Here is a 13189-nt window from a genome sequence, read left to right as displayed (position 1 = left end):
CAGGGCGAAGGCGTAGGACCAACTGCATTCGACGAGCTGGTGGCGCGGGCTTTTTTGGCGATGTCGCAAACAGGCTGCAAGCGCGCCGCCGCGCCGACCTATAGTCTGCTCGCAATAGCATCTTGGAGTCGCGGGCAATGGCAGGGTTTCCGGAAAAGGCGAAGGTCGTCATCGTAGGGCTGGGCGGCATCGTCGGCGCATCGGTCGCCCATCACCTGATCGAGCGCGGATGGGACGATATTGTCGGCATCGACAAATCGGGCATCCCGACGGATATCGGCTCGACGGCGCACGCCTCCGACTTCTGCTACACGACCAGCCATGATTTCCTGTCGTGCTGGACGACGCTCTATTCCATCGATTTCTACGAAAAGATGGGTCATTACGCCCGCATCGGCGGCCTCGAGGTCGCACGCGTCGGAGACGACGCCCGCATGGCGGAAATCAAGCGCAAGATCGCCTCGGCGAAGGCCTTCGGCACACGCGCCCGCCTGATCGATCCCGCCGAAATCAAGGAAAAATTCCCGCTGATCGAAGAAGAGATGGTACAGGGCGGCCTGTGGGATCCCGATGCCGGCCTCGTCATCCCGCGTTCGCAGACAGTCGCCGGCAAGCTGGTCGACCAGGCGGAAGCCTCGGGCAAACTCAAGGCGTTTGCCAACACCTCGGCCAGGTCGCTCGTCATCGACAACGGCCGCATCAAGGGCGTGGTGACCGACCGCGGCACCATCCAGGCCGACTACGTCGTGGTCTGCACGGGCATCTGGGGGCGGCTGATCGCGGAAATGGCGGGCGAGGACCTGCCGGTCATGCCGATCGACCACCCGCTCACCTTCTTCGGGCCGTACACCGAGTTCGCCGGCACCGGCAAGGAGATCGGCTGGCCGCTGCTGCGCGACCAGGGTAATTCGGCCTATATGCGCGATACCGGCGATCCCAAGACCGCCGAAGGCGGGCAGATCGAATGGGGTTATTACGAAGAGACCAATCCGCGCCTTTGCCATCCGCGCGATATTCTCGAGAAAAACGAGGCACGGCTTTCGCCCTCGCAGCGCGATCTCGACATGGAGCAGATCCTGGCGCCGCTCGAGCGGGCCATGGAACTGACGCCGATCCTGGGCGAGCTGGGCTACAATGAGAGCCATTCCTTCAACGGGCTGCTGCAGGTGACGGCGGACGGCGGTCCTTCGATGGGCGAAAGCCAGAAGGTGAGGGGCCTCTGGTATGCCGTGGCGATCTGGGTCAAGGACGGTCCCGGCATGGGCAAGCTCGTCGCCGACTGGATGACAGACGGCCGCACGGCGATCGACCATCACGCCATCGACTATTCGCGCTTCTATCCGCACCAGACGAAAGAGCAGTTCATCTGGGACCGCTGCACTGAAACGGCGATGAAGGTCTACAATCCGGCGGTCCATCCGCGCGAGCCCTTCTCCAAGGCTCGCAATGTCCGCCGCTCGCCGTTCTGGGAGCGCGAGAAGGAACTCGGCGGCTATTTCATGGAGCTCGGCGGCTGGGAGCGCGCCCATGGCTACGCCGCCAACGAGCATCTGCTCGAGAAATACGGCAACCGGGTGCCGGTGCGCCAAAACGAATGGGATAACCGCCACTTCTGGCGCGTCTCGAACGCCGAGCATCTCGCCATGAGCGAGGATTGCGGCATCGTCAACCTGTCGCATTTCGCCATGTACGACGTCGAAGGCCCGGACAATGTCGCGCTGATGGAATGGCTGTGCGCGGCGAAGATCGGCGGCGACGGCAATATCGGCAAGGGCATCTATACCCATTTCCTCGACGAGGCAGGCATGGTGCGCGCCGACCTGACCGTCATCCGCATGGCCGACCGCTGCCGCGTCATCGACGGCGCCGATGCCGGGCCGCGCGACTTCCAGTACATGCGCCGGACGGCAGAAGACAAAGGCTTCGACGTTACCGTCACCGACGTGACCGAGAAGTACGTGACCATCGGCATCTGGGGTCCGAACGCGCGGGCGACATTGAGCAAGTGCGTGGAAAACCCCGACGGGCTGACGCCGGAGAATTTTCCCTTTGCCGCGATCAAGCCCGTCAGGATCGCCGGCAAGGACGTGACCGCCTTCCGCATCTCCTATGTCGGCGAGCAAGGGTGGGAACTGCACATGCGCTACGAGGACGGCCTCGCTGTCTGGGACGCGCTGCGGTCGACCGGCGTGATGGCCTTTGGCGTCGAGACCTATGCCAACAGCCGCCGTATGGAGAAGAGCCTGCGTCTGCAAAACGCGGATCTGTTGACCGAATATAATCTGCTGGAAGCCGACCTTGCCCGACCGAAGGTCAAGGAGCCCGATTTCTGCGGCAAGGCAAAGCATCTGGAATATCGCGCCCGGGTGCACCAGCCGGCCATGCTTTGCACGCTTATCATGACGGACAATACCGATTCCAACGGCGTTCCCCGCTATCCGGTCGGCACGATGCCGGTGATGGACCCGCAAACCGGTGAGACGCTCGTCGACGAGCTCGGCCGCCGCTCCTTCACGACCTCGGTGGCCTACGGTCCGACCCTCGGCAAGAACATCGCGCTCGCCTACCTTCCCTGGGCGTATTGCCAGGAGGGCCGCAAGCTGAACGTCGAATATTTCGGCGAGAAATACCCGGTCGAAGTGGCCGCCGTCGGCTACAGGCCGCTCTACGACCCGGAGAACCTCAATCCGCGCAGCTAAGCATCGGGACGGTCGCAAAAATGTGACCGAATGAGCCCGGCTCTCCACCGGGCTTTCTCTTTGTCGATCGGCGATTTTCGCTTAACGTGCGGCATGTCTGGTTTTGCCCGTGCAAGACATTTCGTCTCGGGTGCCGCCGCGCTGGCGTCGGTGCTATGGCCGGCGGCAATCTCCCGCGCCGCCGAGCCGGTCGATGTCGAACTGGTGCTGGCAGTCGACGTATCCTTGTCCATGTCGCCGGACGAGCTCGAAATCCAGCGTCATGGCTATGCGGCGGCGCTGACGCATGACGATGTCCTGCAGGCAATCGGCGAAGGCGCTCATGGCAAGATTGCCGTCACGTATGTCGAATGGGCTGGCGCGACCTGGCAGCAGGTCGTCGTGCCGTGGACGGTGATCGCCAATCGTGCCGACGCCGAGCGGCTGGCAGCGCAGCTTTCCGCTCATCCGCCGGCCAGTGCCAGGCGCACCTCGATCTCCGGCGCGCTGGAATTCGCCAGCGATCTCTTTGCCGAAAGCGGCTTCCGGGGCGTCAAGCGGGTGATCGACATTTCGGGTGACGGCCCCAACAACCAGGGCGCACCTGTCGATATAACCCGCGACGCCGTGATCAAGCAGGGCATCACCGTCAACGGCCTCCCGCTGATGACCAGGGGCGGGTTCACCAGCGCCTACGATGTCAACAATCTCGACCGCTACTACAGCGACTGCGTCATCGGCGGGCCGGGCTCCTTCATGATTCCGGTCAATGACTGGACGCAGTTTCCGGAGGCCATCCGCCGCAAGCTGGTGCTGGAGCTTGCCGGTCCGGCCTGGCCGCAGCGAGCGGCGGAAGAGGCGGCGCATCCGCCATTGGTGCTGGCACAGGACATCCCCGTCACCGACTGCCTGGTCGGCGAAAAAATGTGGCGCGACCGCAGCTGGATGTACAACACCCGTTAATGGCGAAGTTTGCTGCCGGTGGTGACATGCCGCAGTGCAGCATCTGCTTCATTGACAAGCCTGTGCGCGTCTGTGAGACAATTCTCCATCCGAACAAAAAAGGGGAACCGACATGAACAGGATCGGAATTCTTGCAGCAAGCTTGACGCTTGCCGTCGGATTGTCCGCGCCGGCCACCGCCGCTACATCGGTCAGCATCGGCATCAGTGGATGGACCGGCTTTGCGCCGCTGACGCTCGCGAAGCAGGCCGGCATCTTCGAAAAGCACGGCCTCGACGTCACCTTGAAGAAGGTGCCGCAAGCCAGTCGGCCCCTCGCCATCGCCAGCGGCGACCTGCAATGCGCCGCCACTACGGTCGAGACCTGGCTGGTCTGGAACGCTAACGGCGTGACGACCAAGCAGATATTCCAGCTCGACAAGTCCTACGGCGCCGACGGCATCGTCGCCCGCAACGACATCAAGACCGTCGCCGATCTCAAAGGTAAGTCTGTCGCGTCCTCGGCGCCGGGCACGTCGCCCTATTTCATGCTGGCCTGGGTGCTCAACAAGAACGGCATGTCGACCAAGGACGTGACGGTCGTCAACCTGGAGCCGGACGCGGCGGCGCAGGCGTTTCTCGCCGGACAGAACGATGCGGCGGTCACCTATGAGCCGTTCATCTCGGCGGTGCGCGAAAAGTCCGACCAGGGCCATATCCTTGTGACCACTCTCGATTATCCGATGGTGCTCGACACGGTCGGCTGCACGCCGGAGTTCCTCAAGGCCAATCCGGATGCGGCCAAGGCGCTTGCCGACAGCTATTTCGAGGCACTTGACCTGATAAAGAGCGACCCGGCGAAATCCTATGAGACGATGGGCGCCGACGTGAAGCAGTCGGCCAAGGAATTCGAAGAGTCGGCAAAATACCTGAAATGGGCCGACAAGGCTGAAAACAAGCAGTTCTTCATCAAGGAATTCCAGGACTTTTCCAAGACCGCCGGCGAGCTTCTGCTGCAGATGGGGTTGATCAAGGAAGCGCCCGACGTATCGACATTGGCCGACACCAGCGCCGTCGCCGACTAACCGGCAGGATTGTCGCCCGGCGGCGGCGCGTGCGCCGCCGCTTTTTCATTCCGATCAGAGGACGGTCGAAGATGCCGCGCCCCTTGCATCCGGTCTCGCCGGGCATTCGAACCGTGCTCGGCATTTCGTTCTTCGTGCTGTTCGTGGCGTTCTGGGCGTGGATCACGCTTGGCGGCCACGTCAATCGCATTTTCCTTGCCGATCCGCTGTCGATGGTGAGAGACGGTTGGCGGCTGCTGGTCGAGGACCGCTTCTGGCTCGACATCCTTATCACCATCTGGCGCGTCTTCGGCGGATTCCTGATGGCGGCCATCGTTGCCGTGCCGCTCGGCATCGTGATGGGTGCCTGGAAGCCCGTGGAGGCGTTCCTGGAGCCGTTCGTCTCCTTCGCCCGCTATCTGCCGGCATCGGCCTTCATTCCGCTGCTCATCCTGTGGGCGGGCGTTGGCGAGCTCGAAAAACTGCTGGTGATCTTCGTCGGCTCGGTGTTCCAGATCATCCTGATCATCGCGGTCAAGGTCGGCGGCACACGGCGCGACCTGGTCGAGGCGGCCTACACGCTTGGCTCGTCCGACAACGGCATCGTGCGGCGCGTGATCATGCCGGCCAATGCGCCCGAGATCGCCGAAACCCTGCGCCTGGTGCTCGGTTGGGCCTGGACCTATGTCATCGTCGCCGAGCTGATCGGCTCGTCGTCGGGCATCGGCTACATGATCATCAACAGCCAGTCGCGGCTGGCGACAGGGCAGATCATCTTCGGCATCATTGTCATCGGCCTGATCGGGCTGTTGTCCGATTTCGCCTTCAAGTCGCTCAACCGTTGGCTGTTTCCATGGAGCCTGGCGTGAGCAAGCTGGTCATCGAAGGCGTCTCGCGCACCTTCACTGGTGTCGGCGGTGGGCAGCCGGTCAAGGCGCTGATGCCGATCGATCTGGCGGTCGCCGCCAACGACTTCATCACCATCCTGGGGCCATCCGGCTGTGGAAAGTCGACGCTGCTCAGGATCGTCGCCGGCCTCGAAGCGCTGAGTGGGGGACGTGTTATGCTCGACGGCAGGCTGGTGGACCGGCCCGGTCCAGACCGCGGCATGGTTTTCCAGTCCTATACGCTGTTTCCGTGGCTGACGGTCGCCGAGAACATCGGCTTCGGCCTGCGCGAACGTGGAATGGCCGAGCACGAGCGCAGCGAAATCGTCGCTTCTTACGTCGATCTCGTCGGGCTGAGAGGTTTTGAAAACCATTGGCCGAAGCAGCTTTCCGGCGGCATGCAGCAGCGCACCGCGATTGCCAGGGCACTGGCCAACGATCCGGAGATCCTGCTGCTCGACGAGCCGTTCGGCGCACTCGACAACCAGACCCGCGGGCTGATGCAGGAACTGCTTCTCGGCATATGGGAGCGCCGGCAAAAAACGGTGCTGTTCGTCACCCACGACATCGAGGAGGCGATCTTCATGGCGTCGCGCGTGGTGGTGATGACGGCACGGCCGGGCCGCATCAAATCGGACGTTGCCGTCGACCTGCCGCATCCGCGCCATTACACGCTGAAGACCAGCCCGGAGTTTTCGGCACTGAAGGCGCGGCTGACCGAAGATATCCGCGTCGAGGCGATGCGCACGGCCGAAGTGCATTGACTCGGCGGGCTTCGTTCAGCCGATGGCCCGATCAAGCCGCCAGAAGCTGCTTGCGGTCGACGCGTTCCTGTTGCGGCGAGCGGGCGTACAACTCGCGATAGCATTTGGAGAAATGCGAGGCGGAAACAAAGCCGCAGGCGACCGCCACTTCGACCACCGGCAACGACGACTGGATCAGCAGGTGCCGGGCGCGGTCGAGGCGGATCTCCAGATAGTAACGGGCAGGGGAGCGCCCCATCTCGGTGCGGAACAGGCGCTCAATCTGCCGGCGCGACAGGTCGACATGGTCAGCGATCTCGATCAGCGAGAGCGGCTCGGAGAGATTGGCTTCCATCAGCTCGATAATGGTCAGCACCTTGGAATTCTGCACGCCAAGGCGGGCGCGCAGCGGCAGGCGCTGGCGGTCGGTCGGGCTGCGCACGCGATCGGTCAGCACCTGCTCGCAGACGCGGTTGACGAGGCTCTCGTCGAAATCGTCGCCGATCAGCTTCAGCATCATATCGAGGGCGGCGGTGCCGCCGGCGCAGGTGTAGATGTTCTGGTCGATCTCGAAGAGGTCGGCGAAGACATTGGCCTTGGGGAACGCCTCGGAAAAGCCCGGCAGGTTCTCCCAATGGATGGCGCAGCGCTTGTTGGACAACAGGCCTGCTGCGGCCAGGATATGCGCGCCGGTACACAGGCCGCCGACGGCAACGCCACGATTGTACTCCTCGCGCAACCAGGCAAAGGCCGATTTGTTCTGGTAGCGCTCGACATTGATGCCGCTGCAGACGATGGCCATGTTCGGCCGGTCCGGTCCGGACATCTTCTTGCGCTCTTCGTCCAGCGACGTGTTGACGGCGCATTCGACGCCGTTCGAGGCGCGCACCGGCTTGCCGTCGATGCTGGCGAGCCGCCAGCGATAGGCTTCATAGCCGAGCATGCGGTTGGCCGAACGCAACGGATCGAGCGCCGTTGCGAAGGCGATCATGGTGAAATCGGGGACCAGGAAGAATACGAACGATCGCCGGATCGGGTGCTTTACGACGTTCACGGGTAGATCCTCACGCTGCAATGGCGCGAACAGGATGTCGCGATCAGCATAGCGACATCAGGAAAAACGTTTCCTGTCAATTGGCTAGATGGCAACGGAGCGACTTTATTTGCGACATGGGTCGCAAATGGGCAATCGCTGTGCGGCGAAGGAACGTGACAGGCCGCCGGATCGACCAACGAGCCTACGCAGTCTGCGCACACGAAAACGCCGCCTCGGCAAAACCGAGGCGGCGCTGGATCGACTTCGAAGCAGCGCTGGGCTGCTTCCGCCAGGATTGCTGTCTCAGGCGACGAAGCCGAGGCGCGCGGCAGCCATGGCCCCGGTCTGGCCGGGCATGGTGTTGGCCAGGCGCTGGCGCTCGAGCGCGGTCGTCAGGTTCATTTCGCGGCGGGCAAAGAGGCGGGCAAAAAGCTTCATGATCATCTCCATTCAGTTGCTCAGACGGGTCGCCTTCGCTTGATGGAGTGGGGCAGCTCGTTTGTTGATGATCATATAGGCTTACGTGAGGGGAAACTAAATCGCAAAAGCGAAGCACTTGATATGAAAAGCGACACGGAATGCGACAAATTTGGGCAACCTGCCCAGGATTTTCGATTATTTACAATGTGTTGATTGCCAGTGCGGGCTGCTATGCGACTTGCTCATATGCGGCATGCGACGGCGACATGGCTCGGGAAAATCATTTGAATACAAACAAAAAAGGCCTGCCGGGCTGATCTGCGCGGCAGGCCTTCAGCTGTTGATACACACGGTTTACTTTGCTCCAGCCCAAGATCCCACACCATGGCGAGTGCCGGTCTTGGCATCGGCAGCTTCGGGCCAGCCGATATCCTTCTGCAGTTCAATCGGCAGCGCGCGGATGGCACGTTCCGTCTGGTAGCGGGCACGGGCCTCGCTGAACTCGGTCGCGATCCGACCGATGGATGACAGGATAGACATCTCATTCTCCTTCGCGTTTGGCCGGGATTGTCCCGGCGCTTGCAGCGTCAGGCGGTACACCGGGTTTGTTTCAGCTTCATTTCGTGTCGATTGCAGGTCCGTGTCATGGTTGTTTCGGGACCACTTCGATGCGTCCCGCCTTCGATGGAGTTGACTATCCTCCCAAACTGATGTTCAATCAAACGAAATGGAATGATGGTTTGCATCAGAAAAATTGAAGGTCGCTTGCCATGAACGCCCCACTCAATCATCCGCTGCCGCTGCTCGATCTCGACGTTCTGCGCACTTTCGTCGCAATCGCCGAGACCGGCAGCTTCACCAGTGCGGCCAATGCGGTCTTCCGCACGCCGTCGGCCGTCTCCATGCAGATCAAGAAGCTGGAGGACATTCTCGGCCGCTCGGTGTTCGCGCGCGACGCCCGTTCGGTGACGCTGACCACCGATGGCGAGATGCTGCTCGGCTATGCGCGCCGGCTGCTGTCGATCAATCGCGAGGTGGTGTCGAAGTTCATCATTCCAGACATTGTCGGGGTGGTGCGGCTCGGCTCGCCGGACGATTATGGCGAACGTGTGCTGCCGCATGTGCTGAAGCGATTCGCACAGTCGCATCCTTCCATCGCGGTCGACGTCACCATCGACCAGAGCGTCAACCTGCGCCGTCGCATGGACGATCGGGCACTAGACATCACGCTGCTCACCAACTCATACAAGACCAGCGCGATCGGCGCCGAAGTACTGCTCACCGAGCCTATCGTCTGGGCCGGTGCCAAGGGGGGCTGTGCGCATCTGCGCGAGCCGCTGCCGGTCTCCTTGTGGGAAGAAGGCTGCGCCTGGCGGGCGGGGGCATTGGAGGCGCTTGGTCGCGAGGGCCGCAACTACCGTATCGCCTATATGAGCGCGCACACGGCCGGCCAGCGCGCCGCGATCATGGCGGATCTTGCAGTCGCGCCGCTGCCGAAATCGTTCCTCGGCAGTGACATGGTCGAGCTGTGTCCGAAGGACGGCATGCCTGACATCGGCACCTACAATCTCGCCATGGTGGTGACGCCAGACGCCAGCGCTCCGGTGAAAGCAGTCGCGGACCACATCCGCGCGACGTTTGAGATGTTCAGGGAAACTGGGAAGTTCTGAGCCAACTACGACCTGAGCGGCGCAACCAGATCGCGAGGGGTTCCGTCGCGGTCTGCCCTTTGCAGCGACAACTCTCCTGCCTTGGCATGATAACTGTCAGTTTCGTTGGTCAAGAAGGCCACTATGCTGTCCCGCGCGCGCCGCGCCTCCGGCATGTCGATCAACGGCCAGACATGGAACATGCCTTGCTCGTGGACGACCTCTATTTCGACGCCGGCCGCGCGCGCCTTTTCCGCGAAGATCAGATTGTCGGGGGTGAGCAGATCGCGTGAACCGGTCAGCAGCAGCGTTTTGGGCAGCACCGACAGGTCGCCGTAAACCGGGCTGATGCGCCAGTCGGTGGGATCTATGCCGGCGCTGTAAAGCCGGATCGCCTCGCGGCCGCCGGCAATGCCCAGCCACGGATCGTTGCGTTCGGCCTCATACATTTCTGGGTTGGCGAGCGACACGTCGAGGCCGGGCGAAATCAGCACGTGGCGTGATGGCAAGGGCAGGCCGTCTTGCGCAGCCATCATGGTCAGCACGACAGCCATGTTTCCGCCGGCGGAATCGCCCATGAAGATGATGTCATTTGCCCTGGTTTCGCCGAACATCTGGCGGTAGACGGCGCCGACCATACCGAACATCGCGTGGAAATCGTGTTCGGGAGCAATGGGATAGATCGGCACGGTGATGCCGAACCCGAGGCGGTCGGCCATGTCGGCGATCAGCCGCCAATGATAGGGGGTGATTTCAAAGACGTAAGCGCCGCCGTGCAGGTAGAGAATCCGCCTCCGCTCACCAGCCTTGGGCGCGATCTCGTAGACGGGAAAGCCGTTGATCGTGCGGGTTGTGATCTCCAGGCGCGACCGCAGCGACGCAGGCGGCCGATGGTTTTCCGTCTTGCGCGCATAGGCGATCCAGCGCTGCAGGTTCTCCGGGCTGGAAAACGCCTTCTTACGGCTGTACCTGAGCACGAACGAAACGACGTGGCTTTTGAGACTGGGCATGCAGATACACGGACTTCGGCTGAGCCGACTAAGAGAACCCCCGACTATTTCGAAGATTGTGTCGCCACCAAAAAAGTCAAGATTTATGCAATCTCAACACGGTGGTTTGACTCCAGCTGGCGATAAAGCGCCCGGTCCATGAAGTCGCTAGCCCACCTGGGCAGCTCAGCGCCGCGGCGGCAATGCGGCGCGCAGCCAATTGCTGGGTGCAGCCGGAGCCGCATTGCGGCCCCGGCGAATACCAAGCAGCTTGCATTTGTCGATGAAGTTCATCCGCGCTGCATGCCCCAGCCGACCGAAAGCTGCCTTTCGCTTGAACGCGGCGACACCGGCCAGCCAATGTCCTTCTGGATCTCAGGCGGCAAGCTGTTGAGGATGCGCAGCGACTTGCGCGCTTCACGTGTTTTCTTGAAGGCCGCACCATAGCGGCCGAGGCTTCCGAACATCGACATCTTGATCTCCTTTGGAGCGTTGCGGTGGCCGAAAACTGTTTCTGCCTGCCGTTCGATGCCGGTTAAATGCTCCGCACATGTATCTGGCGGATTTCACGAAAACGCGATTTCGTTTCCAGATCGGCGCGATCTGGAAACATTTGCATACAAATGAAAATGGAAAGGCTGACAGCCTAGCGGAGGCGAGTCATCCCCGCCCGCGCCGCGCGGCGTGGCCTTCGCGCGAACGCCGTCGCGGGGCAGCGTCGCCGGCAATGCCGTCTTCGCTCACCGTCTTGCGCGGCGGCAGTTTCACCGCCGCCGACAGCTTGGGGAACGGGTCGATCTTATTTGGGAGCGCCATGGCATAAACGAAATGTTCCTGGAATTTCGGCTCCAGCGCCGTCTCGATCTTCTCGATCCTGCTGACGGTTTCCTCGATCTCGCGGCGATAGCCGCGGTTCAGGAGCGCCATGCGGGCGCCGGCGCCGGCCGCATTGCCGACGGCCGAGACCTTGTCGAGGTCGCAGTCCGGGATCAGGCCCAGCACCATTGCGTATTTCGGATCGATGAACGAGCCGAACGCGCCGGCAAAATGGATACGGTCGACATGTTCGGTGTGCTGCTTTTCCATCAAAAGCTTGGTTCCGGCATAAAGCGCCGCCTTGGCAAGCTGGATGGCGCGCACGTCGGTCTGGGTAATGGTGATCTTGGGCTCGCCTTCCTTCAGCACATAGGAGAAGGTGCGGCCATTGGCGACGACGCGAGGCGAATGGCCGCACAGCGATCCATCGACGACGCCGTCCTCGGAAATGATGCCGGCGAGGTACATCTCGGCTACCACCTCGATGATGCCGGAGCCGCAAATGCCAGTGACGCCGGTCGCCTGCACGCTGTCGAGGAAGCCCGGCTCGTCGGACCAGAGTTCCGAGCCGATAACGCGGTATTTCGGCTCCAGCGTTTCGGGATCGATACGGACGCGTTCGATTGCACCCGGTGCGGCACGCTGGCCACCGGAGATTTCCGCACCCTCGAAGGCCGGGCCGGTTGGCGAGGAGGCCGCCACGACCCGCTGGCGATTGCCGAGCACGATCTCGGCATTGGTACCGACATCGACGATCAGCATCATCTCGTCCTGCCGATGCGGGCCTTCCGACAGCGTCACTGCAGCCGCATCAGCGCCGACATGGCCGGCAATGCAAGGCAGCATGTAAAGCCTGGCGCCCTGGTTGAGTTTCAAGCCGATATCCGATGCCTTGATGTGCACGGCGCCGGAGACGGCTAGCGCGAAGGGAGCGCCGCCGAGCTCGGTCGGATCGATGCCGAGGAACAGATGATGCATGATCGGATTACCGACGAAAACGGAATCCAGGATATCGTTACGCTGGACGTTGCCTTCGGCGCAGACCTTGTCGACGAGGCCCGAAATGGCCTCGCGCACGGCGACCGTCATGCCTTCGCGGCCGTCCGGGTTCATCATCACGTAAGAGACGCGGCTCATCAGATCCTCGCCGAAGCGGATCTGCGGATTGGAGGTGCCCGACGAGGCGGCGACCCGACCCGACAGCAACGATACCAGATGCATGGCGATCGTGGTCGAGCCGATATCGCAGGCAAGCCCGTACGCCTCGTTCTTCAGGCCAGGCCACAGAGCGATGACCCGCGCGGTTTCGCTGTCGGTGTCCTTGTGGATGGCGGCCGTCGCGGCCCAGTTGCCTTTGCGCAAAATGCCTTGCACCTGCGGCAACAGATGGAAATCGAAATCGAGGCTCTTGAGGCCCCAGTCCTTCATCAGCGCGATCTTCAGACGGTCGAGGTCGCCGAGCGGCTTGTGCATGTCGGGTTCTTCGATCTCGACATAGCACATGCGGATAGCCGCATCGCGGGCGATGACCCTGGTATCGGCGTCCTTGCGGATAGTCTGCGCGTTAATAACGGTGTCCTGCGGCACGTCGACGACGAGATCGCCGAGGATCTGTGCCGAGCAGGACAGGCGGCGCCGCTCGGGGAGCCCGCGAACGCGCTCGTAGCGCTCTTCCTTGGCGCCCTTGGGCGAGAGGTGATCGTTGGAGGAGACGATCTTGTGCTTGGCGAAATTGCCTTCCTGCACCTCGATCTGGCAACGCCCGCAAGTGGCACGCCCGCCGCACACGCTCTCGACGTAGACACCAAGCTGGCGCGCGGCATCCAGAACCGGCGTGCCGACCGGAAACCGCCCGCGCTTGCCCGACGGCATGAACAGCACGAGCGGATCAGTGATGTTGACGGGAGAGTTCATTCGTTCCAGACTTTACTTTCTACGCTGCTCGGGTCTTGGCCACGGCAGCGAT

At 62.2% G+C, this 13189-nt stretch carries 12 protein-coding genes; 6 read left to right on the top strand and 6 right to left on the bottom strand.

The genetic code is table 11. The annotated features are described in order from the left end of the window. Positions 1-137 precede the first annotated feature (137 nt). From NKJ35_RS11150 to NKJ35_RS11130, 5 genes are all read left to right on the top strand, one after another. Complete coding sequence (locus NKJ35_RS11150; RefSeq protein ID WP_352646933.1) at positions 138-2699, top strand: GcvT family protein; 2562 nt, start codon at positions 138-140, stop codon at positions 2697-2699. A 93-nt stretch (positions 2700-2792) separates the two neighbouring features. Next, entirely contained in the window at positions 2793-3641 is an 849-nt protein-coding gene (locus NKJ35_RS11145) for a DUF1194 domain-containing protein (protein WP_352646931.1), read from the top strand. Positions 3642-3753: 112 nt separating this feature from the next. Next, entirely contained in the window at positions 3754-4704 is a 951-nt protein-coding gene (locus NKJ35_RS11140; protein ID WP_352646929.1) for an ABC transporter substrate-binding protein, read from the top strand. 71 nt (positions 4705-4775) lie between these two features. Then, positions 4776-5552 carry an ABC transporter permease gene (locus tag NKJ35_RS11135; protein ID WP_352646927.1) on the top strand — a complete coding sequence of 259 codons (777 nt, stop codon included), beginning with the start codon at positions 4776-4778 and terminating at the stop codon, positions 5550-5552. Beyond that, entirely contained in the window at positions 5549-6334 is a 786-nt protein-coding gene (locus NKJ35_RS11130) for an ABC transporter ATP-binding protein (RefSeq protein WP_352646925.1), read from the top strand. The genes NKJ35_RS11135 and NKJ35_RS11130 overlap by 4 nt, the downstream gene beginning before the upstream one ends. A 31-nt stretch (positions 6335-6365) precedes the next feature. Here the strand turns inward: NKJ35_RS11130 and NKJ35_RS11125 are convergent, their stop codons facing one another. From NKJ35_RS11125 to NKJ35_RS11115, 3 genes are all read right to left on the bottom strand, one after another. Continuing rightward, the gene (locus tag NKJ35_RS11125; protein WP_352647057.1) at positions 6366-7304 is read right to left on the bottom strand and encodes a GlxA family transcriptional regulator; all 939 of its coding nucleotides are present in this window, start codon (positions 7302-7304) and stop codon (positions 6366-6368) included. A 348-nt stretch (positions 7305-7652) separates the two neighbouring features. Continuing rightward, complete coding sequence (locus NKJ35_RS11120) at positions 7653-7787, bottom strand: hypothetical protein (protein WP_013894968.1); 135 nt, start codon at positions 7785-7787, stop codon at positions 7653-7655. Positions 7788-8123: 336 nt separating this feature from the next. Further along, complete coding sequence (locus NKJ35_RS11115; RefSeq protein ID WP_023719925.1) at positions 8124-8309, bottom strand: hypothetical protein; 186 nt, start codon at positions 8307-8309, stop codon at positions 8124-8126. Positions 8310-8539: 230 nt separating this feature from the next. On the opposite strand from NKJ35_RS11115, the gene NKJ35_RS11110 reads away from it, so the two are divergent. Continuing rightward, the gene (locus NKJ35_RS11110) at positions 8540-9439 is read left to right on the top strand and encodes a LysR substrate-binding domain-containing protein (protein ID WP_352646923.1); all 900 of its coding nucleotides are present in this window, start codon (positions 8540-8542) and stop codon (positions 9437-9439) included. Between the two features lie 5 nt (positions 9440-9444). On the opposite strand, the gene NKJ35_RS11105 is transcribed toward NKJ35_RS11110, so the two are convergent. The 3 genes from NKJ35_RS11105 to NKJ35_RS11095 form a co-directional block, all read right to left on the bottom strand. Next, the gene (locus NKJ35_RS11105; RefSeq protein WP_352505745.1) at positions 9445-10428 is read right to left on the bottom strand and encodes an alpha/beta hydrolase; all 984 of its coding nucleotides are present in this window, start codon (positions 10426-10428) and stop codon (positions 9445-9447) included. A gap of 269 nt (positions 10429-10697) precedes the next feature. Further along, a complete protein-coding gene (locus NKJ35_RS11100) occupies positions 10698-10880 on the bottom strand; it encodes a hypothetical protein (RefSeq protein WP_352477599.1) in 183 nt (60 codons plus the stop codon). Between the two features lie 187 nt (positions 10881-11067). Then, positions 11068-13137 (bottom strand): ASKHA domain-containing protein, encoded by a 2070-nt coding sequence (locus NKJ35_RS11095; RefSeq protein ID WP_352646921.1) that lies wholly within the window; start codon positions 13135-13137, stop codon positions 11068-11070. Between the last annotated feature and the right edge of the window lie 52 nt (positions 13138-13189).

It is taken from the genome of Mesorhizobium sp. M0136 (assembly GCF_040322515.1).
Taxonomy (GTDB): Bacteria; Pseudomonadota; Alphaproteobacteria; order Rhizobiales; family Rhizobiaceae; genus Mesorhizobium.
Note: the sequence above shows the minus strand (reverse complement) of the source record. Positions and strands in the feature narration are given on the sequence as shown.